Source organism: Halopseudomonas bauzanensis, from assembly GCF_900114735.1.
GTDB classification, from domain to species: Bacteria; Pseudomonadota; Gammaproteobacteria; order Pseudomonadales; family Pseudomonadaceae; genus Halopseudomonas; species Halopseudomonas bauzanensis.
Map to the genome: position 1 here is coordinate 201,327 of NZ_FOUA01000005.1, position 20,451 is coordinate 221,777.

Below are 20,451 nucleotides of genomic sequence, written 5' to 3' on the forward strand. Positions count from 1 at the left end.
GGGCTGCAATGCGAAAGAGATAATTCCGTTATGGCAATGCCTCCCCTTCCCGCCGAACGGTCACTTTCTGACACCCCGCTGTAACCTCCATACGATTAACTGCACCCCAAGTGATATTCAGCTTCCGAGGTGTGTGGCCATGTATGCAGAAAAGGCAGTGGTGCGGGTGCAGGGTGATTTGAAGGTGCATACGCGCTTTTATCCGAATCCGCGCAGCAACAGCACCATCATTCTGGTCAACGGTTCGCTGGCGACCAGTGCCTCCTTTCATCAGGCGCTGCGATTTCTGCAGCCGCTGTTCAACGTGGTGTTGTTCGATCAGCCCTATTGCGGCATGTCGCGGCCTTACAATGAATCCTTGAGCATGCTGGGCAAGGAGGATGAGGCGCTGATCCTGCTTGAGCTGATCGAGCATTTCCGGGCAGACCAGGTCATGGCGTTTTCCTGGGGTGCGGTGTCGACGCTGCTGGCTCTCGCGCAGCGGCCGGCGCGGATCAAGCGGGCGGTGATCAGTTCGTTTTCACCGGTGCTGAACCGCGAGATGCTGGATTATCTGGCGCGCGGTCAGGAGTGCCTGGCAGCCTGTGACCGGAACCGCATCGCGACACTGGTCAACGACACCATCGGCGAGCATCTGCCGCCACTGTTCAAGCGCTGTAACTTCCGTCATGTCTCTACGCTGGAGGTGCATGAGTATGCGCAGATGCTCCATCACATTCGCCAGGTATTGAGTCTGGATGCTGATCGCTATATGCAGTGCGTGGGAAATGTGGACATTCCGCTGCTGTTTCTCAATGGCGAACTGGACAAGTACACCACACCGAACGATGCCCTGTATTTTGCCGATCTGGCTCGTCGTTCCGAGTATGTGACCATTCGCAATGCCGGGCATTTCCTGGAAAACGAACATCAGACCGCCTGGGAAGATGTGCGCGAGGCGGTGGAGCGGTTTTTGTTGCCGGGTGAGACGGAAAATGCCCACCGGCTGGCCATGGTTGGTTGATTGTATCGACGCTCAAGGTGTCGCAATCTTTCGCCGAGCGGTGAAGAAACTCGGTGAAGGAGCTGAAAGCTGCAGCCTTGCTCGGGCTGCGGGAGCGGCCGCAAGGGTTTCTGTAGGCTTATCCGCGGCCTTAGGCCGCTAATAGCCTACCCCCGCATCAGGAAGCTCCCACAACAGACCGCCCGCAGACTCAGCTACTGACGCACCTGCCCTCTCAAGGCGTGGTACTGGTATCGCTGTCGATGCCCGGATCCACCCGCTCATTGGGTGAGTCGCTGTCGGTGCCCAGCCCCGGGTCCCGGTCCAGCGAACGCTGCAGGTTTTCATCCGGCGGGTTCATGGGGTCTTCAGCCGGTGGCATGGGTTCATCGGCCGGCATCCGCGGATCGGTGGCCGGTGCTGGCGTGTCATCAGTGGGTGACATCGGCTGGTCCGCTGGATCGACCGGCGTGCCGTAGGCCTCTTCGGCCGGCGCTTCGTTGTCCATGGGCAGCGCGGTGTCAGGCTCATCATCGCCGCAACCGGCAAGCAGCAGGGCAAACAGGGGTATGCTCAGGTAGGTAAGTCGCATGGCGGTTCTCCGCATCTGATAGGTCCATGCGTTTGGACAGGCGCGCGACCGGCAAGTGCGAATTTTTTCCGCATGCCGGCCGGTGCAGCCGTGGGCGTTATTGCGTAATGCCGGAGTCGTTGTCAGGACCCGGGGCGGTCATGTCGTCGCCGTCGGTACCATATACGCCAGTATCGCCATCCGCCGGGGGCACAGCGGTGCTGTTATTGGGCACCGCTGGATCGTTGGCCGGGTCCGTCGGAGCGCCGTACTCTTCGGTTTGCGGGGCGGTATTGGTTTCCGGGAAGGTGGCCTCTTCTTCCTCCCCGCAACCAGCCAGCAGCAGGGCAAACAAGGGTATGGATAAGTAACTCAGTCGCATCACAGCTCTCCAAAGCAGGGGTCGTCCCTGCTTTGGACACGCTTTTGGGCTGGCAGTGCCCTATTTTCCCGTTGAACTCCACCTCGGCCTATAGCGCCCGTGCTCCCCTGGAACTCGGGGCCTGGCCGGTGAATTCAGGGATTCATCGAATCAAACACCCCTTCTTCCCGGTCCGCCGCCTCGGCGCGCAGCTTGATCAATTGTTTGATCTTGCGATGGGGGAAGACATAGAACTGGTTATTTTCCACGGCCTTGAGGGTCATTTCGGCGATATCGGCAGCCGGGATGCGGCCGTGCTCAACGGCATATTTCAGCGCGGCAGCACGCTTGAGCGAGACTTCGCTCTTCTCGACGGTCTCGGCCTTGTCTGCCGGGCGGTTGCGATCGGACTGGTGAATGCCGGTGGGGAAGAATGCCGGGCACAGCACGGTCACGCCAACGTTGGCCTGGGCATCGCGCAGGTCCAGCGCCAGGGTTTCGGAGATCGCCACCACCGAGGTCTTGCTGACGTTGTAGATGCCGCTGCTCGGGCCGTTGAGCCAGCCGGCAGCGGAGGCTGTATTGATGATATGGCCTTCGTTCTGTTCGATCAGCATCGGGGTGAATGCCTTGATGCCCCACACCACGCCATACAGATTCACGCCCAGCACCCAGTCCCAGTCATGCACGGTGCTCTGCCAGATCGGCCCGTTGACGCTGACACCGGCATTGTTGAAGATCAGATGCGCGCCGCCGAAGCGACTCTTGCTCAGCGCCGCCAGCTCCTCGACCTGCTCCAGCCGGGATACATCCAGGCGCATGGTGACCGACTCGGTACCCGGGTGCGCTGTATCTACCAGGCGCAGAGTTTCCTGCATACCGGCTTCGTCCACATCGCCCAATACCAGTTTCATGCCACGCGCCGCACAGCATAACGCCAGTTCCCGGCCCAGACCGCTGCCACCGCCGGTGATCACTGCTACCTTGTTCTGAAAGTCCTGCATGCCTGAGTTCTCCTGTTGATGCGCTGGCACTCTATGCAGCGCGGGTGAGCCGATGCAGCGAGCATGCCGCGCCCCGCCGCTCCCCGCCAGCGCTATGCGCCCCGTTGATCAGAGAACAGCAGTGCGGTTTATGAAAGCCTGCAGGAGGGAATATCCGCATGCCATTGAGATTCCTGTTGCCCTTGGCGCTGCTGCTGACGGCGTGCGCCCACCCGCTGCCGCCTCTGGCCCCAGACTTCGCGCGGGTGGGCCTGGATAGCGGCAACCGGGCGGACATGCGCGCCTATCGGCTGGACGGTGAACTGGTGCGGCAGTTGCGCTTTCCGGACCTGCCGCCCGGCAGCCACGGACTGCAGGTGCGTTATCAGTTCGAGGTGCTGGGCAGCATGGGTGGGCTGGGAGAGATATCCGAACCACGCCGCCGTACCTGCATTCTAGGGCTGGATTGGGATTTCGCCGCCGGGCAGCACTATCGGGTGACGGCTTACCGGCTGGGCTGGCAGCCGGTAGGCTACCTGGAAAACGCCGCCGGCGAGCGGCTGGTACGCGCCAGGGTCATACGCTGCGGCCCTGGAGTCTGAAGGTTCCGGCGGCAGTCCATTGTGCCAGCCATTGCAGCGACTGCTCGGGCGATAATGCCGGCCGGTACTCCGCCGCGAGCCAGCCGCGGTAACCGTGCCGCGACAGCGCGCCGAAAGCTTCATGAAAATCCATATTCCCGGTGCCCGGCTCGCCGCGGCCCGGCGCGTCGGCAAACTGCACGTGGCCAATCCGCCCTTCCAGCTGCGCAATCGAGTCGGGCAGCGACTCACCCATCCGCGTCAGATGGTACAGGTCCACCTGTGCCGAGAGGTTCGAGTGAGCAACCCGATCCAGCATGTCCAGCAACTCCAGGGTGCTGCCCAGCAGGAAGCCGGGCATATCGTGGCGGTTGACTGCTTCGCAGACCAGGCATACCCCGATATCGGAAAACGCGCTGGCCGCCTTGTCCAGGTTGCCGGCCAGGGTATCCAGCGCCAGCTCCCGACTGACGCCCTCGGCAAGCCGCCCCGGCAGGACATTGACCTTCTCCGGGCGCAGCACCAGCGCATACTCCAGCGCCAGCTCCAGGGCAGCGTCGAACTCGGCCTGCCGCGCCGGCACACCAGCCAGGCCGGGGCCGCCGGTCAGGAGATCGCCAGCGGGGACATTGATCAGTACCAGCGGCATGCCGGCAGCGGCGAGATGGTGCTGCACAGTGGCGGCGGGCATATCGTAGGGAAACTGGATTTCGACCCCATCGAACCCCGCCTCGGCGGCGGCATGGAACCGCTCCGCCATGGGCAGATCGGCAAACAGCATGGATAGATTGGCAGCCAGCGGCCAGGACATGATGAGCCCTCCGAAACGTGTCTGATTACTGTAGCAGTTTGCCCGCCCGGCCGGTTCCAGTAAACTTGCGCCACGCCTCATCCGGCCTCGACCTCCGGATGGGAGTCTTCCGCTATTGAACCGGAGCATCACATGTCGACTTTTCGCCGCCCGCTGGCCATTCTGGCTGGCGTTTGCATGACCCTTGCCGCCAGTTTTCTGCCCGCCCATGCCGAGACCAAGGTGCTGCGCGTGTCTGCCATCCCCGATGAAGCGCCTACCGAGCTGCTGCGCAAATTCGAGCCGCTGGGTGCCTACCTGGAACAGGAGCTGGGCATCGAAGTGACCTTCCAGCCGGTATCCGACTACGCTGGCGTGGTTGAGGCATTGGGCGCCGGGCGCCTGGATATGGCCTGGCTCGGTGGTTTCACCTTCGTTCAGGCGCGGCTGCGTACCGGCGATGCCATTCCGGTGGTGCAACGAGAAGAGGATGAGGTCTTCACCAGCACCTTCATCACTGCCGACCCTGAAATCAACAAACACAAGGATCTGCAGGGCAAGAGCTTCGCCTTCGGCTCGGTCTCTTCCACCTCGGGCCACCTGATGCCGCGCTACTTCCTGCTGCAGGACGGCATCAATCCGGATGACGATTTCAGCCGAGTCGGTTTTTCCGGTGCCCATGACGCCACCGTCGCCTGGGTCGAAGCCGGCCGGGTGGATGCGGGTGTGTTGAACACCTCGGTGTGGGACAAACTGGTCGAGGAAAACAAGGTCGATACCGCCAAGGTGCGCGTCTACGGCACCACGCCGACCTATTTCGACTACAACTGGACCGTGCGCGGCGATCTGGACGCGCAACTGGTGCAGGACATCAAGGCCGCCTTCCTCAAGCTGGACCCGGCAAACCCCGAACACAAGGCAATTCTGGATTTGCAGCGGGCCTCTCGCTTCGTTGAAACCAGTGCCGAGAATTACGAGGGCATCGAAGAGGCGGCCCGCTCCGCCGGCCTGTTGCAGTGACCGTACGGCTTGACGGGGTGGGCCTGACCCACCCCGGTGGTTTTCAAGCCCTGCATGACATCGATCTGAGCATTAACCAGGGCGAACGGGTCGCCATTATCGGGCCGTCCGGCGCGGGCAAGACCAGTCTGTTGCGGCTGCTCGGCACGGGGCTTGCGCCCAGCACCGGGCAACTGCACCTGCTGGGCGTTGACCCCGCCACGCTCAAGGGTCAGGCTTTGCGCCGGCTGCGAGCCCGCATCGGGTTGATCCATCAGAGTCCTCCACTGCCGCCGCGCCAACGCGTAGTCACCGCCGTGCTGGCCGGCCGGCTGGGTCAATGGTCGCTGCTGCGCTCCCTGATCTCGCTATGCTACCCCCTGGATAGCGCCGGGGCCCGTGCCGCGCTGGAACCGCTGGACCTGCAGGACAAGCTGTTCGCTCGTTGCGATCAGCTTTCCGGTGGCCAACTGCAGCGTGTCGGTATCGCCCGCGTGCTGTATCAACGCGCTGATTTGCTATTGGCTGACGAACCAGTCTCGGCGATGGACCCGGTGCTGGCCGACCATACGCTGAACGTACTGGGCAAGGTGGCAGCCGAGCGCCAGATCAGCCTGGTCGCCAGCCTGCATGCGGTGGACCTGGCGCTACGGCATTTCCCCCGGATCATCGGCCTGCGGGCCGGGCGGGTATTGTTCGACCTGCCGGCCGAACGCGTCTCCCAGGCGGAGCTGGACCAGCTGTATAGCAACGACAGCTTCAACGAGCCCGTCTTTGCCGATCCGGTATCTGCAATAGCCGCTGCATCCCTCGAGGCACCACGCCGATGTACCTGAGCGGTACCGATGTCGGGGTCCATGGCCGCCCCCGTGATCCAGCCGCCCTGCCCCGGCTGCTGCTGATTATTCTCGCCCTGCTGGTGCTCTGGCCCGGTCTGGTATTGACCGAGTTCAATCTCGCGACCCTGGTCGATCCGCGCAATCTTGATATCTTTGCGCGCTTTCTGGCCGGCTTCTGGCCGCCGGAACTGTCTTCGGGCTTTCTCACCCTGCTGGGCAAGGCCACGCTGGAAACCCTGGCCATGGCCACCGCTGGGCTGGTGCTGGCATTGCTGCTGGCGGTACCGCTGAGCCTGATATCCAGTCATGCGCTATCGGTGTCGGCCTTAGCACGCGGACAGCCAAGCCCTGTCGGTCGAATGTTGCGCTATCCGGCGCGACTATTACTCATCATTCTGCGCAGCATCCCGGAAATCGTCTGGGCGCTGCTGTTCGTACGCGCCGTGGGGCTGGGGCCGACGGCGGGGGTGCTGGCCATTGCCATCACCTACAGCGGCATGCTCGGCAAGGTCTATGCGGAAATCTACGAGTCGGTGGATCGACGCCCGGCCCAGGCGCTGCTGCAGGCCGGCAGCTCGCGGCTGGCTGCGTTCTGCTACGGGATTCTGCCCGCTGCCGCGCAGGAATTGACCTCCTACACGCTGTACCGCTGGGAATGCGCTATCCGTGCCTCGGTAATCATGGGCTTCGTCGGAGCCGGCGGGCTGGGGCAGATGATCGACCTGTCAATTCGCATGTTCGCCGGCGGCGAGGTAGTGACCATCCTGCTGACCTTCCTGGTCCTGGTCTTGGCGGCAGACCAGCTCAGCAATCTACTGCGCCGGCGGTTGGCATGAAACGCCAATTCGAAGCGCTGATCTGGGTCGCCCTGCTGCTGGCGGCGGTGGTAGCGTCCTTCAGTTGGCTGAAGCTGGATTTTGTCGCCCTGTTCGCCGGTGACGGGTTGCAGCAGATGCACAGCTATGCCGCTTCCTTCTTCCCGCCGGACACCTCGACCAACTGGCTGCGGCAGATCTTCCATGGCTCGCTGGAAACCCTGGCCATCTCCGCCATCGGAACACTGCTGGCTGCATTGGCCGGCGCCGCCCTGAGCCTGCTGGCAGCCGGGCGGCTGGGCACCGTGGCGAAGCTGCTGGCGCGATTGCTGCTCAATGCCTTGCGTTCGATACCGGAGCTGGTCTGGGCCGCGCTCATGGTGCTGGCTGCCGGCCTCGGCCCCTTTGCCGGCACCCTGGCACTGGCGCTGCACACGGCTGGGGTTTTGGGCCGGCTGTTTGCCGAAGCGCTGGAAAACGCCCCGCCCGGCCCGACCCGCGCCCTGCGCGAAGCCGGCGCCGGCCCGGTAGCGGCCTTCTGTTACGGCACCCTGCCGGGCGTCCTGGCCCAGTGGCTGAGTTACACCCTGTATCGCTGGGAAAACAACATCCGCATGGCCGCGGTGCTGGGGTTTGTCGGTGCCGGCGGGTTGGGTCAGATGCTTTACGTCACCCTCAGCCTGTTCCAGCAACCCCGCGCCGCCAGTGTGATCCTGGCGATGCTGGTGATGGTATTGCTGGTGGATGCGCTGAGCGCCTGGTTGCGGCGGCGCTGGGGGTAAACCTTGCAGTCGGCGGCGCGGTAAAACTCAGCTCCGCTCCTGCATCAGCACCCACGGCCGGATGACCACCGCCCACAGCGTATCCGGATTGCGCTCGAACCAGTCCGCCGCCTGGGTATCTGTGGCGGCGCCCAGCAGTCCCTGCGCCATCCAGTCTTTTACCTTGGCGCTATCATCGTCGATAAAAGCCTGGGCAACGGTGACCAGGTCCAGCCCGCTATCGACCACCAGCAGTTCGCCGCGGGCAAAATGCGGCTCGAGTGCGTTCCATTCGATCTGGGCGGTGGCGCCGAGAATGGCGGCATAGGTTTCGCTTGGCGCGGGCATGGCTTCTACCTCTGGGGAATGATTGTTGCGCATGGTAACCATCACAGCGCCAGATGCAATATCCCGTTGACTGGAAACCGAAGCGGCAAGGGAGTAGCGGCTTGGCATCGCCTCCGCTACAGTTCACTTATCTGGGGGCGCTCCATTTCGACCATGCCGACTCTCCGAGGCAATGCAAGATAGCGCCAGCAGACCCGACTACAACTCCAATAAAAAGTGAGCAAATGGCATGAAAAAGACACAGCGCAAGGCTCTTTCTCAATTCATCGTCATCACCGCCCTCGCCGGCGTCAGCAGTCTTACCCTGGCCGCCGAGAATATCCGCATCGCCCTCGCCGGCCCGGTGACCGGCGCCGTGGCGCAATATGGCGACATGCAGTTCACCGGCGCCAACATGGCCATCGAGATGATCAACAAGGCTGGCGGCGTCAACGGTGCCCAGCTCCAAGGCGTGGTGTTCGATGATGCCTGCGACCCGAAGCAGGCTGTCGCGGTGGCCAACCGCATCGTCAACGAGGGCATCAGCTTCGTCGTCGGCCACCTTTGCTCCAGTTCCACCCAGCCGGCCACCGATATCTACGAGGATGAAGGCATCCTCATGGTCACCCCCGCCGCCACCAGCCCGGACATCACCAACCGCGGTTACGAACTGGTATTTCGCACCATCGGCCTCGACAGCCTCCAGGGTCCGACTGCCGGCAAGTACATCGTCGAGCACGTGAAGCCGCAGAAGGTAGCAGTCATCCATGACAAACAGCAGTACGGTGAAGGCATTGCCACCGCGGTGCGCGGTGTATTGACCGAGGCCGGTATCGATGTGCCGATCTTCGATGGCATCACCGCCGGCGACAAGGACTTCTCCTCACTGATCGCCCGTCTGCGCCAATCCGGCGTCGATTTCGCCTATTTCGGCGGCTATCACCCGGAACTGGGGCTGATCCTGCGCCAGGCCCGCGAACAGGGACTGAATATTACCTTCATGGGGCCGGAAGGCGTGGGTAACAGCGATATCAGCGCGATCGCCGGTGAGGCAGCCGAAGGTATGCTGGTCACCCTGCCCAAGGCATTCGATGAAGACCCGGCCAACGCCCACCTGGTGGAGGCGTTCGAGGAGCGCAAGCAGGACCCGCGCGGCCCCTTCGTGTTCCCATCCTACGCTGCGGTACAGGTGATTGCCGATGGCATACGCCTGGCGGAAAGTACCGACCCAGTCGATGTGGCCGAAGCACTGCGCAGCAACACCTTTGATACCCCTACCGGCAAGCTGGCGTTTGACGAGAAAGGCGACCTGAAGGACTTCAACTTCGTGGTCTATGAGTGGCATGCGGACGGAACCAAGACCGCACTGAGCGAGTAACACAACCTGCTCACGGGTCGGCGGCAACGCCGACCCCGCGCTCAAGGATGTATCCATGCCCGACAGTTTTTACTATCTGCTGCAACAACTGCTCAATGGCCTGACCGTGGGCAGCACCTATGCCCTGATCGCCATCGGCTACACCATGGTCTACGGCATCATCGGCATGATCAACTTCGCCCATGGCGAGGTGTACATGATCGGCAGCTACATCGCCTTTATCGTGCTGGCAGCGCTGGCGTTGATGGGCATCGAGTCGCTGCCGCTACTGATCATCGGCGCCCTGGTGGTCAGCATGATCGTTACCAGTGCCTACGGCTACAGTATCGAGCGGGTCGCCTACCGGCCGCTGCGCGGCGGCAACCGGCTGATTCCTTTGATTTCCGCAATCGGCATGTCAATCTTCCTGCAGAACCTGGTGCGTCTGGCCCAGGGCTCGCGGGACATTGCCATGCCCAACCTGGTGCGCGGCGGCCTCGACATCGGCCCCACGACCGGCTTCCATGCGACCCTGTCCTACATGCAGATCATCATCTTCGTGGTGACCCTGATCAGCATGACCTTGTTGACGTTGTTCATCACCCGCTCACGCATGGGCCGTGCCTGCCGCGCCTGCGCCGAAGACCTGAAGATGACCAACCTGCTGGGCATCAATACCAATGGCATCATCGCCCTGACTTTCGTCATCGGCGCCGCCCTGGCGGCAGTAGCCGGGGTGCTGCTGGGTATGTACTACGGGGTGATCAACCCCTATATCGGCTTCATGGCGGGGCTCAAGGCGTTTACCGCAGCGGTACTCGGCGGTATCGGCAGCATTCCCGGCGCGGTACTCGGCGGGCTGTTGCTGGGCGTGGCCGAAGCCATGACATCTGGCTATTTCAGCGCCGAATACAAGGACGTGGTGGCTTTCAGCTTGCTGATTCTGATACTGCTGTTCCGTCCCAGTGGCATTCTCGGGCGGCCGGAGGTGGAGAAGGTATGATGCGCAATCTGAAACCGGCGCTGATCTCCGCCGTGGTGGTGGTCGCGCTCAGTGGCCTGCTGATGGGCGTGCGAATCAGTCAGCAAGGTACCGGGTTGGCGTTGACCGGCGCCGGACCTGATGTCGCCATGAAGATCGCCGCAGCGGCGCTGTTCATCTTCTTGTTCAATCTGTTCCGCGATCAACTGACGGCGCTGTGGTTCAAGGTGCCGGCCCTGCCCCGCACCCCGGCGGCGTTCAGCATTCTCGCCGGGCGACCTGCCGTGCGCCGGTTGTTCTGGTGTTTTCTGATTGCCGCTGCGCTGATCTGGCCGTTCATGAGCAACCGCAGCAATATCGACCTGGCCACCCTGGTGTTGATCTATGTAATGCTCGGACTGGGGCTGAATATCGTGGTGGGGCTGGCCGGGCTGCTGGATCTGGGTTATGTCGGCTTCTACGCGGTCGGCGCCTATACCTACGCGCTTTTGGCCATGTATTTTGGTGTCGGCTTCTGGACCGGGCTGGCCGCCGCCGGGGCCATGGCGGCGCTGTTCGGCTTTCTGCTGGGCTTTCCGGTATTGCGCCTGCGCGGCGATTACCTGGCCATCGTCACCCTGGGTTTCGGCGAGATCATTCGCATTCTGCTGAATAACTTTACCGCGCTGACCAATGGTCCCAATGGCATCGGCAGCATCCCCAAGCCAGAGCTGTTCGGCCTGGAGTTCAGCCGCCGCGCCAGCGAGGGCATGCAGACCTTCCACGAGTTCTTCGGCATCGAGTTCAATTCGGTGCACCGGGTGATGTTCCTGTATTTCCTCGCCCTGCTGCTGGTGCTGTTGACCCTGTTCGTTATCAATCGCCTGCTGCGCATGCCGGTGGGCCGCGCCTGGGAGGCTCTGCGCGAGGATGAGGTCGCCTGCCGGTCGCTGGGCATCAACCCCACCGCGGTCAAGCTCAACGCCTTCACCATCGGCGCGACCTTCGCCGGCTTTGCCGGCTGCTTCTTCGCCGCGCGCCAAGGCTTCATCAGTCCGGAGTCCTTCACTTTCATCGAGTCGGCGATCATCCTGGCTATCGTGGTACTCGGCGGCATGGGCTCGCAACTGGGGGTAATCCTGGCGGCCATCATCATGACCCTGTTGCCGGAGGTGGCGCGCCAGTTCGATGAATATCGCATGTTGCTGTTCGGCCTGCTGATGGTGCTGATGATGATCTGGCGGCCCCAGGGGCTGCTGCCGATGAAGCGCCCGCATATGGAGCTGGGAACATGAGTAGCGTCGCTCCTTTGCTGGATGTATCCGGCCTGTGCATGCGTTTCGGTGGACTGCTGGCGGTCAACGAAGTCGCATTGCAGGTCGCCGAGGGTCAGATCGTCTCGCTGATCGGCCCCAACGGCGCGGGCAAGACCACGGTATTCAACTGCCTGACCGGCTTCTACAAGCCCAGTGCCGGCAGCATCCGCTTTCGCGGCGAGGAAGTCAGCGGCATGCCCGGCTTCAAGCTGGCGCGCAAGGGCATGGTACGTACCTTCCAGCATGTGCGTCTGTTCAAACAAATGAGCGTGGTGGAGAACCTGTTGGTAGCCCAGCATCATCACATGAACACCAATATGCTCGCGGGGTTGCTGAAGACGCCGGGCTTTCGCCGCAGCGAAAAGGAAGCACTGGACCGCGCCGCGCAGTGGCTGGAACGGACCGGGCTGCTGGAGTTTGCCAACCGCACCGCCGGCACCCTCGCCTACGGTCAGCAGCGCCGCCTGGAGATCGCCCGCTGCATGGTCACCCGCCCGACCCTGCTGATGCTCGATGAGCCCGCCGCCGGGCTCAATCCGCGGGAAACCGCCGACCTGCAGGAACTGATCGCCGAATTGCGCAGCGAACATGGGCTGACCATCCTGCTGATAGAGCACGACATGAAGCTGGTAATGGGAATCTCCGACCATGTGGTAGTGATCAACCAGGGTTGCCCGCTGGCCGCCGGTACACCGGAGCAGGTGTGCTGCGATCCCGAGGTGATCAAGGCCTATCTGGGAGAGACCTGAAGCATGCTGTCATTCACTGACGTCAATACCTTCTATGGCAAGATCCAGGCGCTGCACGATGTCAGCCTGCAGGTGGAAGCCGGCGAGATCGTCACCCTGATCGGTGCCAATGGCGCCGGCAAGACCACATTGTTGATGACCCTGTGTGGCGACCCCGCACCGACCAGCGGCAGTATTCGCTACCGTGACGAGGAACTGATGGGGATGGACACCTGCGACATCATGCGGCGGGACATCGCAATCGTGCCCGAGGGGCGGCGGGTATTTTCCCGGCTGACGGTGGAAGAGAATCTGGCGATGGGTGCCTTCTTTCTCGAGCGCAATGAGGTGCAGGCGCAACTGCAGGCCACCCTGGAGCTGTTTCCCCGATTGAAGGAGCGCTTTCAACAGCGTGCCGGGACCATGTCCGGTGGCGAACAGCAAATGCTTGCCATCGGCCGTGCCTTGATGAGCAAACCGCGATTATTGCTGCTCGACGAGCCCTCTCTTGGCCTGGCACCGATCATCATCCAGCAGATTTTCGAGATCATCGAAGAGCTGCGACGCCAGGGCGTAACCATCTTCCTGGTCGAGCAGAACGCCAACCAGGCGCTGAAACTGGCCGACCGGGGTTATGTAATGGAACACGGCCACATCCTCATGCAGGGCAGCGGCGAGGAGTTGCTGGCCAATCCGCAGGTGCGGGAGGCGTATCTGGGTGCCTGAGCCCCGTCATGGATCCATCCCTGGGAGCGTCGAGCACCAGCTCGATGAAGCGATCCCAGGCAGCGCTGCTGGTCGAGCTGGTGCTCGACTCTCCCAGGGAGCAGGCTTTGAGCAGGACCAGACCCTGGTAATCTCTCATAGGCGATAAAAAGTTATCGCTCAGCCCCCTGATACCCACAGCCGCGCAACCGCTGTCCGTCGCGCATCAGCGTCGCGCTCAGGTGGAAATAGTCGCCGGTGCTGCGGTCGATGCAGCCGGTGGGGTACAACCATAGCTCCAGCCCCTGGTCATGCACTCCACGAAATACCTGCGCGCCATCCGGCAGCTGTTCATGAATGGTCGCCAGTTGCCGACCGCTTTCCGCATCCTCGGTGGTCAGCGTCAGCCCTTGCGCGCTGATATCCACCCTCCAGGCCGGCTCATGGCTGAAACCGACCCATTGACTGTTCCTGGCGCTGTTGTCCATGCAGCCACGCCCGGTGGTCTGCAGCCGCTGGGTCTGCTGGACGACCCAGCGGCCCTCGTTCTCGGTCACCAGCAGCTCCGCGAACATGGATACCTGCCCCGGCTGGGCAACATCATCGAACAGCTCGCGCAGTTGCGGGGTCGGTTGCAACAACCGCTCATGCTCCTGGCCGCAGGGGCGCAGAACCCAGCGGTCATCACCACCCCGTTCGACAAGACCGGAAACGAGCTGCGAGGGCGCTTCCTCCCCGGCCGGCCAGAGGGACCAGGAGGCGCAGCCAGTCAATATCAGGGAGAAACCAGCGACTGCCAACGCCGGTATCCGGCCAATCCAACCCGTCATAGTGTGAACCTCTTTGAAGAATCGGCCATAAACCGATGAATTGCTTGCATTTGGTGGTCACAACCCGATTTTCCGGTGGTAATCTGTGTGCACTCGATGGCCCAGGTTACCTCACCGTCTGGATTGCACATGAATAGCATAAAAACACTGGCACTTGCTTCACTGGTTTTCGTCACCGCCTGTTCCTCCAAACAGGAAGTTGTACAGGCTCCGCCGGCACCGTCCTGGGCCGAATCACGCATCGTCAACCTCACCAGCATCGCTGAGCAGCAGGGTTACGAGATCGAGCGCGAAGGGGAGCAGATTCGTCTGCTGATACCGGTAGACGGCAACTTCCATCCCAAACGCACCCTGTTGCTGCCTTCTGGTCTGGTGCCGCTGAGCAAGGTTGCCCAGGCGCTGAAAGTCGACGGCGCCAGCCAGTTGACTGTGGTCGGCCACAGTGACAGCGATGGCAGCGACGAACTGAACAAGAAGCTGAGCATGGAGCGGGCCCAGGCTGTGGCCAGCGTGCTGCGTCTCGGTGGCATCGAGCGTCAGCGCATGCGTCTGAGCGCGATGGCTGACAACCAACCCCGCGCCGACAATGCCAGTAACACAGGTCGCAAGCTCAACCGCCGGGTAGAAATCATCCTCACGCCCTACCCCACCAGTATCGCTCTGGCCGACTGATACCTGCTACTGCTCCCAAGGCTCGCCCCGGGTCCGCTCGACCCGTGCGGCGTGCACCTGCATGGCAGCCTTGGCCAGCATGCAGGCACTGGTGGGCGCGGTGATAAACAGAAACAGCGTGATCAACAGCTCGTGCAGCCCCACCTCCCCTGTAGTACTGAAATAGATCATGGACGCCAGCACCAGCGAGCCGACGCCCAAGGTAGTCGCCTTGGTCGGGCCATGCAGGCGCATATAGAAGTCCGGCAGCTTGAACAGCCCGAACGAGCCGATCAGGGCAAACAGACTTCCCAGCAGCAACAGTGCGGCGACCAGCCATTCAATTGCAGTTTCCATAGGCACTCCTCATTCGATGATGTCGCCACGCAATAGGTATTTGGCCACGGCCACGGTACCCACAAACCCCATCACGGCTATCAGCAATGCCGCTTCAAAATACAGATTGGAGCGCAGCAGCAGCCCCATCAGAATGATCATGGCGATGGCGTTGACATACAGGGTATCCAGCGCCAGCACTCGATCAGGCAGATCCGGCCCCTTGAACAGCCGCAACAGATTCAGCAGCATGGCCACCGAAATCATGCCCAGGCAGAGAATGATTACGTTGTGGAGCATTCGAACACCTCAATCAGGGGTTTCTCGTAGCGCTGCTTGATGGTGTCGATCAATTCCTGTTCATCCGGCACATCCAGCCCGTGAATCAGCAGGGTCCGATGATCCTCGCTGACATCCGCCGAGACCGTGCCCGGCGTGAGAGAAATGGTGGTCGCCAGCACCCCGATCCCGAACTCGTTACGCAGTTCGAGCGGGTAGACCACAAACGCCGGTTGCAGTCTGCTGCTGGCGCCCAGGATCAATTTGGCCACTTCGAAGTTGGCGAAGAGAATATCGCCGAGAACCCGGAATACAAAGCGAACCAGCACCCAGGGCCGGTGTAACTTGGGGGGATCGGGCCAGAATGCATGCGTCAGCAAAGGGATCACCCAACCCAGTATCGCACCCATGATGAGCGACCCTGCCGACAGATCGTTGACCAACAGTTGCCAGACCCCTAGCAACAACAGGCTGAGCCAGGGATGCGGGAACCATTTTCCTGGCGCGTTCAATGTCCACCTCCGCTCGTGCTGATCTGCATGGATAATACCTGCCGCGCATACTCCTGCGGATCCAGCAACTGATCGACAGTGATGGTGAGATAATCGAGCAGCGGGCCGGCAAACACCACCAGTAGTGGAGAGCACAGCAGCAATGCGAGGACGGCCGCCAATCGCACGTTATCCACCGGTCCGCCGGCAGCGGCCGCCGGATCGGTGCGCCAGAACAAAGTGCTACCGGCACGGCTGAAGGCAATGATGGACACCAGTCCGCTGCCCAGCAACAACGAGTACAGCCAGCCCGCAGCCACCCCGGTCTCCGCCGCACGCAGCAACAAGAGCTTGCCAACGAAGCCGGACAAGGGCGGCAAACCGATTACCGATATCGCCGCCAGGAAGAAAAGGCCACTCAGTAATGTCGGCCTGGACAGCGCCGGTCCCGGCACCAGGCGACCGACAAAGCGTGGCCCGCGGCAACGGGAAATGATGCCCGCGAACAGGAACAAGGCGCCGCAGACCCAGGTCGAGTGAATCAGATAGTAGAGACTGCCTACCAGCGCATCGTGGCTGTCCAGCGCCAGCCCGGCCAGCAGCGTGCCGACAGATACCACCAGCAGGTAGGAAATCAGACCGTTCAGGGTGCTGGCAGCCAGCGCGCCTATGGTACCCAGAACCAGGGTCAATAACGCCGCCGGCCATAACCAGCCGTTAGCCAGGTCTGCCAGCGGACCGGCAGTATCCCCGAAAACCTGGGTGTATATCCGCAGAATCGAGTAGATCCCGACCTTGGTCATGATGGCGAAAAGCGCCGCCACCGGCGGGGTAGCAGCGGCATAAGCCTTGGGTAACCAGAAGTACAGAGGGAAGACAGCTGCCTTGAGGCCAAACACCACCAGTAGAAGCATGGCTGCTGCCCCTACAAGAGGAGCATCCGGGGCTGGCAGCTGGGCTACACGCTGGGACAGGTCGGCCAGGTTCAGGGTGCCGGTAACACCATATAGAGTACCTATAGCGATCAGAAACAGGGCGGAGCCGAACAGGTTCAGCAGCACATAGTGCAATCCCGAGCGTATCCGGGCTGAACCAGTCCCATGCAACAGCAAGGCGTAGGAGGCGATGAGCAGGATTTCGAAGAAAACGAACAGGTTGAACAGGTCACCTGTCAGAAAGGCACCATTGATACCCATCAGTTGAAACTGGAACAGCGCGTGAAAGTTCGCCCCCAGCAGGTCGTCGCCGCGCACGGCGTACACCACCGCCGCTATTGCCAGCACCGCAGTCACCAGCAGCAGCAACGCCGCCAGATGATCCACCACCAGCACGATCCCGAACGGTGGCATCCAGTTACCGGCGGCGTAAACCTGCAATCCCCCGCTGGCTTGTGCCATCAAGGCTATCGCCAGTGGCAGTTGTAACAGCGTTGCCAGTAGACAGAGGCTGCGCTTGAATCCCTCACTCGCCCGGCCGCTCAATAACAGCAGGGCGCCGGCAAACATCGGCAACAGTATTGGCAGTATGACCAGATGATCCATCAACGTTTGCCCCGCCCATCAACGTGATCATTCTCCAGCTCACCCTGCGCGCGGAGCGCCAGTACCAGAGCGAAGGCAGTCATTGCGAAGCCGATGACGATGGCAGTCAGTACCAACGCTTGCGGCAGGGGGTCGGCGTGCTCGGCCACCTGACCAAGCACCGCCGGCTTACCTGTATGCAGACGCCCCATGGCAAACAGGAAGAGATTCACTGCGTAGCTGATAAGCGTCAGCCCCACTACCACAGGAAAAGTACGGGCCCGTAACAGCAAATAAACACCCGACATCGTCAACACACCCAAGGTGAGAGCGTACAGCAGTTCCATTATTCAGGCTCCCTGGCGGCATGGATGGAAAGCTTGCCCAGATTGGACAGAATCAGCAGTGTGGCGCCGACCACCGTCAGATACACACCGAGGTCAAACAGGAGGGCCGTTGCCAGCTCGATTTCACCGACCAGCGGAATGGCAAAATGATCGAATGCGCTGGTCAGGAAAGGATAACCGAACAACCAACTGCCCACTCCGGTCAGCCCCGCGATGATTACGCCGGCCCCGGCAAGATGATGGAAATCGACACCCCAACGGGCCTGACTCCAGGCGTGACCACTGGCGATGTACTGCAGGATAAGCGCCACTGCGGTAATCAGGCCCGCGATGAAACCACCACCCGGGAGATTATGCCCGCGCAGGAAAATGTACACCGATACCATCAAGGCCAACGGCAGAATGAGCCGTGACAGGTTCACCAGCATGAAGGGGTGAGCATCTCTCGCCCAGGTCCACCCCTGTTCATCCACCGATGGTTTGCGCAACCGCAGGCCGTGGATCAGCGCGTAGATAGCGGCGCCTGCAATCGCCAGGACAGTGACTTCCCCCAGGGTATCGAAGCCGCGAAAATCGACCAGGATCACGTTCACCACGTTGGTTCCGCCACCACCCGACAGGCTGTTGGCCAGAAAATATCCGGCAATACTATCGTAGGGTCGGGTAAGTACGGCCAGGCACAGCCCGGTAACCAGGACACCAGCCAATCCGGCGATCAGCAGATCTCGACCGCGCCGCAATCCGGATGATTCTGCGGGCGAGGTGCGCGGCAGGAAGAACAGCGCCAACATCATCAGGATGATAGTGACCGATTCGACCGAGAGTTGGGTCAGTGCCAGATCCGGCGCCGAGAAACGGGCGAAGGCCAGGGCCACGAATAGCCCCACTACGCTGAGCATGACCAGTGACACCAGCCGCCGACGATGCCAATACGCAGTGGCGGCGGCGGTCAGCATGAGCAGGACGGCACCGACCAGAGTTGCCCCATCCACCGGGGTCATGGGCATCGGCCCCACCAGTGACGGGAGCTGCATCAACCAGAAACCGCTCATCAGCAGCGCCGTCAGCAGCATCCATAGCAGATAGCGTTGCAACGAACTGTTCTCGATTCGCAAGGTAAGCATTGCTGCCTGGTTCACCAGCCGCTGGATCACACGCTCAAACAGATTTTTCGCATCCAACCGCGGCAGGTGCACGTGCCAACCCAGCAAACGGTGCCGCCCGAAGTAGATGAGCACACCCACTAATAACGCCACCACGCTCATGGCCAGCGGCAGGTTGAAGCCGTGCCAGATAGCTAGGCTGTAGGTCGGCAAGTCTCCCCCTAACGTCGCTGCTGCTGCCACTGCCAGCAACCCGGCCACGGTAAAACCTGGTACCAGGCCTACCAGCAGACACAGGGCGACCAGAATCTCGACCGGAATCTTCATGTAACGGCTGGGTTCATGGGGTGGAAATTTCGGCAGATTCACCGGTTTGCCGTTGAAAAACACATCATGAATAAAGCGCAGCGAGTACGCCACCGAGAATACGCCCGCTATTACCGCGACCAGCGGCACCATCCAGCTGAAATTGCCGAACTGGTGTTGCTGCAGGGTCTCGGTGAAAAACATCTCCTTGCTCAGGAAACCGTTCAACAGAGGCACGCCAGCCATCGCCGAGGCCGCAACCATAGCCAGCGTCGCGGTATGAGGCATGTACTTCCACAGGCCATTGATGCGCCGCATGTCCCGCGTGCCGGTCTCATGATCGATGATCCCTGCAGCCATGAACAGCGAGGCCTTGAAGGTCGCGTGGTTGATGATATGAAACACGGCGGCTACAGCCGCCAGCTGGGTATCCAGCCCGAACAGCAGCGTGATCAGGCCCAGGTGGCTGATGGTCGAGTAAGCCAGCAACCCTTTCAAATCATGCTGAAACAGTGCGGTACAGGCGCCCAGCAACAGCGTAGCCATACCGGTGATACTGACCAGGAAGAACCACAGGTCCGTATCTGATAGCGCCGGGTACAGCCGCGCCAGCAGAAACACCCCGGCTTTGACCATGGTCGCCGAATGCAGGTAGGCCGACACTGGCGTGGGAGCGGCCATCGCGTGGGGCAGCCAGAAGTGGAAAGGAAACTGCGCAGACTTGGTGAACACTCCCAGCAATACCAGTACCAGAATCAGCGGATAGAGCGCATGCTCGCGAATCAGATCGCCTGAAGCCAGCACCACACTGAGCTCATAGCTACCAACCACCTGCCCCAGCAGCAGCACCCCGGCCAGCAGGGCCAACCCACCTCCCCCGGTCACCGCCAGCGCCATGCGCGCGCCCTTGCGCGCATCGGAAGAATGCGACCAATAGCCGATCAACAGGAAGGACGACAGGCTGGTCAGCTCCCAGAAGAACATCATCAACAGGAGGTTTTCCGACAGGACCACCCCCAGCATGGCGGCCATGAACAGCAACAGGAAAAAGAAGAAGCGCCCCATCGGATCGTTCTTCGACAGGTAGTAGCGCGCGTAGATGATAACCAGAATGCCGATACCGAGAATCAGCAAGGCAAACAGGAAACTCAGCCCATCGAGGCGAAAACTGATGGTGAGTCCGAGCCGCTCGATCCACGGCCAGCTCTGCACCACCACCCCACCTGAAAAAACGGTGGCGGCATGACTCCACAGCAGTATCAGACCCAGAACTGGCGCCACCATGGTCGCCAAGGCACATAGGGAGCGGCCTTTAGTATCCGTTAGCAGTGGCAGGAAAAAACTCAGCAGTGGCAGCAGCACGATCAGCGCCAGGGTCATTCATGAAACTCCGTTTGTTCGAACGTGCTCAGCACAATATGGTCCATCCCGCTAGCGCGGCGGCGGGAAATGTCCGGGAACGACAGGATGAAGGCACCCGCAAGCGGGCAGTCAATCAATGACGGGCCAATG

General features: G+C 61.5%; 24 protein-coding genes. 12 read left to right on the forward strand and 12 right to left on the reverse strand.

The features are described from left to right. The first annotated feature begins 139 nt into the window (after positions 1-139). Positions 140-1,003, forward strand: coding sequence for an alpha/beta fold hydrolase (locus BM267_RS12245; protein WP_036990590.1), 864 nt, complete (start codon positions 140-142; stop codon positions 1,001-1,003). Positions 1,004-1,217: 214 nt separating this feature from the next. Here BM267_RS12245 and BM267_RS12250 read toward each other — a convergent pair whose 3' ends face one another. The 3 genes from BM267_RS12250 to BM267_RS12260 all read right to left on the reverse strand — a co-directional run bounded on the left by BM267_RS12250 (position 1,218) and on the right by BM267_RS12260 (position 2,918). Beyond that, positions 1,218-1,574, reverse strand: a complete 357-nt coding sequence (locus BM267_RS12250; protein WP_036990591.1) for a hypothetical protein — start codon at positions 1,572-1,574, stop codon at positions 1,218-1,220. Positions 1,575-1,671: 97 nt separating this feature from the next. After that, positions 1,672-1,935, reverse strand: coding sequence for a hypothetical protein (locus BM267_RS12255; protein WP_074780329.1), 264 nt, complete (start codon positions 1,933-1,935; stop codon positions 1,672-1,674). 134 nt (positions 1,936-2,069) lie between these two features. Beyond that, positions 2,070-2,918 (reverse strand): SDR family NAD(P)-dependent oxidoreductase, encoded by an 849-nt coding sequence (locus BM267_RS12260; RefSeq protein ID WP_074780326.1) that lies wholly within the window; start codon positions 2,916-2,918, stop codon positions 2,070-2,072. Between the two features lie 158 nt (positions 2,919-3,076). On the opposite strand from BM267_RS12260, the gene BM267_RS12265 reads away from it, so the two are divergent. Beyond that, positions 3,077-3,499 carry a PA0061/PA0062 family lipoprotein gene (locus tag BM267_RS12265; RefSeq protein ID WP_083392503.1) on the forward strand — a complete coding sequence of 141 codons (423 nt, stop codon included), beginning with the start codon at positions 3,077-3,079 and terminating at the stop codon, positions 3,497-3,499. On the opposite strand, the gene BM267_RS12270 is transcribed toward BM267_RS12265, so the two are convergent. Then, positions 3,474-4,289: a hydroxypyruvate isomerase family protein gene (locus BM267_RS12270; RefSeq protein WP_074780322.1), complete on the reverse strand. Its 816-nt coding sequence runs from the start codon at positions 4,287-4,289 to the stop codon at positions 3,474-3,476. The two genes, BM267_RS12265 and BM267_RS12270, sit on opposite strands and share 26 nt — an antisense overlap. Before the next feature lie 132 nt (positions 4,290-4,421). Between BM267_RS12270 and BM267_RS12275 the strand changes: the two genes are divergently transcribed. Genes BM267_RS12275 through phnE form a run of 4 tightly spaced genes read left to right on the forward strand, consistent with a single transcriptional unit; the run spans position 4,422 to position 7,703 of the window. Continuing rightward, positions 4,422-5,288 (forward strand): putative selenate ABC transporter substrate-binding protein, encoded by an 867-nt coding sequence (locus BM267_RS12275; protein ID WP_074780319.1) that lies wholly within the window; start codon positions 4,422-4,424, stop codon positions 5,286-5,288. Continuing rightward, positions 5,285-6,103 (forward strand): phosphonate ABC transporter ATP-binding protein, encoded by an 819-nt coding sequence (locus tag BM267_RS12280; protein WP_074780316.1) that lies wholly within the window; start codon positions 5,285-5,287, stop codon positions 6,101-6,103. Before BM267_RS12275 ends, BM267_RS12280 begins: the two co-directional genes overlap by 4 nt. After that, complete coding sequence (locus tag BM267_RS12285) at positions 6,094-6,942, forward strand: PhnE/PtxC family ABC transporter permease (protein WP_074780314.1); 849 nt, start codon at positions 6,094-6,096, stop codon at positions 6,940-6,942. Before BM267_RS12280 ends, BM267_RS12285 begins: the two co-directional genes overlap by 10 nt. Further along, positions 6,939-7,703: a phosphonate ABC transporter, permease protein PhnE gene (phnE, locus tag BM267_RS12290; protein WP_074780310.1), complete on the forward strand. Its 765-nt coding sequence runs from the start codon at positions 6,939-6,941 to the stop codon at positions 7,701-7,703. Before BM267_RS12285 ends, phnE begins: the two co-directional genes overlap by 4 nt. Positions 7,704-7,730: 27 nt before the next feature. Here the strand turns inward: phnE and BM267_RS12295 are convergent, their stop codons facing one another. Then, a complete protein-coding gene (locus BM267_RS12295; RefSeq protein WP_036991145.1) occupies positions 7,731-8,030 on the reverse strand; it encodes a DUF2288 domain-containing protein in 300 nt (99 codons plus the stop codon). A 229-nt stretch (positions 8,031-8,259) separates the two neighbouring features. On the opposite strand from BM267_RS12295, the gene BM267_RS12300 reads away from it, so the two are divergent. Genes BM267_RS12300 through BM267_RS12320 form a run of 5 tightly spaced genes read left to right on the forward strand, consistent with a single transcriptional unit; the run spans position 8,260 to position 13,097 of the window. Continuing rightward, complete coding sequence (locus BM267_RS12300; RefSeq protein WP_036990598.1) at positions 8,260-9,387, forward strand: branched-chain amino acid ABC transporter substrate-binding protein; 1,128 nt, start codon at positions 8,260-8,262, stop codon at positions 9,385-9,387. Positions 9,388-9,442: 55 nt separating this feature from the next. After that, the gene (gene livH, locus BM267_RS12305; RefSeq protein WP_036990599.1) at positions 9,443-10,369 is read left to right on the forward strand and encodes a high-affinity branched-chain amino acid ABC transporter permease LivH; all 927 of its coding nucleotides are present in this window, start codon (positions 9,443-9,445) and stop codon (positions 10,367-10,369) included. Further along, the gene (locus tag BM267_RS12310; protein ID WP_074780306.1) at positions 10,366-11,622 is read left to right on the forward strand and encodes a high-affinity branched-chain amino acid ABC transporter permease LivM; all 1,257 of its coding nucleotides are present in this window, start codon (positions 10,366-10,368) and stop codon (positions 11,620-11,622) included. Before livH ends, BM267_RS12310 begins: the two co-directional genes overlap by 4 nt. Continuing rightward, positions 11,619-12,392, forward strand: coding sequence for a high-affinity branched-chain amino acid ABC transporter ATP-binding protein LivG (gene livG / locus BM267_RS12315; RefSeq protein ID WP_074780302.1), 774 nt, complete (start codon positions 11,619-11,621; stop codon positions 12,390-12,392). The genes BM267_RS12310 and livG overlap by 4 nt, the downstream gene beginning before the upstream one ends. A gap of 3 nt (positions 12,393-12,395) precedes the next feature. Continuing rightward, positions 12,396-13,097 carry an ABC transporter ATP-binding protein gene (locus BM267_RS12320; protein WP_036990602.1) on the forward strand — a complete coding sequence of 234 codons (702 nt, stop codon included), beginning with the start codon at positions 12,396-12,398 and terminating at the stop codon, positions 13,095-13,097. Between the two features lie 152 nt (positions 13,098-13,249). Here BM267_RS12320 and BM267_RS12325 read toward each other — a convergent pair whose 3' ends face one another. Beyond that, positions 13,250-13,906, reverse strand: a complete 657-nt coding sequence (locus tag BM267_RS12325; RefSeq protein WP_074780299.1) for a hypothetical protein — start codon at positions 13,904-13,906, stop codon at positions 13,250-13,252. Positions 13,907-14,035: 129 nt separating this feature from the next. Here BM267_RS12325 and BM267_RS12330 point away from each other — a divergent pair, with 129 nt between their 5' ends. Beyond that, positions 14,036-14,578 carry an OmpA family protein gene (locus BM267_RS12330; protein ID WP_051611012.1) on the forward strand — a complete coding sequence of 181 codons (543 nt, stop codon included), beginning with the start codon at positions 14,036-14,038 and terminating at the stop codon, positions 14,576-14,578. A gap of 6 nt (positions 14,579-14,584) precedes the next feature. Here BM267_RS12330 and BM267_RS12335 read toward each other — a convergent pair whose 3' ends face one another. Genes BM267_RS12335 through BM267_RS12360 form a run of 6 tightly spaced genes read right to left on the reverse strand, consistent with a single transcriptional unit; the run spans position 14,585 to position 20,319 of the window. Next, positions 14,585-14,914 carry a Na+/H+ antiporter subunit G gene (locus BM267_RS12335; protein WP_036990603.1) on the reverse strand — a complete coding sequence of 110 codons (330 nt, stop codon included), beginning with the start codon at positions 14,912-14,914 and terminating at the stop codon, positions 14,585-14,587. 9 nt (positions 14,915-14,923) lie between these two features. After that, positions 14,924-15,193 (reverse strand): K+/H+ antiporter subunit F, encoded by a 270-nt coding sequence (locus BM267_RS12340; protein WP_036990604.1) that lies wholly within the window; start codon positions 15,191-15,193, stop codon positions 14,924-14,926. Then, a complete protein-coding gene (locus tag BM267_RS12345; RefSeq protein WP_036990605.1) occupies positions 15,178-15,684 on the reverse strand; it encodes a Na+/H+ antiporter subunit E in 507 nt (168 codons plus the stop codon). The genes BM267_RS12340 and BM267_RS12345 overlap by 16 nt, the downstream gene beginning before the upstream one ends. Next, a complete protein-coding gene (locus tag BM267_RS12350; RefSeq protein ID WP_074780297.1) occupies positions 15,681-17,204 on the reverse strand; it encodes a monovalent cation/H+ antiporter subunit D in 1,524 nt (507 codons plus the stop codon). The genes BM267_RS12345 and BM267_RS12350 overlap by 4 nt, the downstream gene beginning before the upstream one ends. Next, positions 17,204-17,530, reverse strand: coding sequence for a Na+/H+ antiporter subunit C (locus BM267_RS12355; protein ID WP_074780294.1), 327 nt, complete (start codon positions 17,528-17,530; stop codon positions 17,204-17,206). Before BM267_RS12355 ends, BM267_RS12350 begins: the two co-directional genes overlap by 1 nt. Continuing rightward, complete coding sequence (locus BM267_RS12360) at positions 17,530-20,319, reverse strand: monovalent cation/H+ antiporter subunit A (protein WP_074780289.1); 2,790 nt, start codon at positions 20,317-20,319, stop codon at positions 17,530-17,532. The genes BM267_RS12355 and BM267_RS12360 overlap by 1 nt, the downstream gene beginning before the upstream one ends. Positions 20,320-20,451 lie beyond the last annotated feature (132 nt).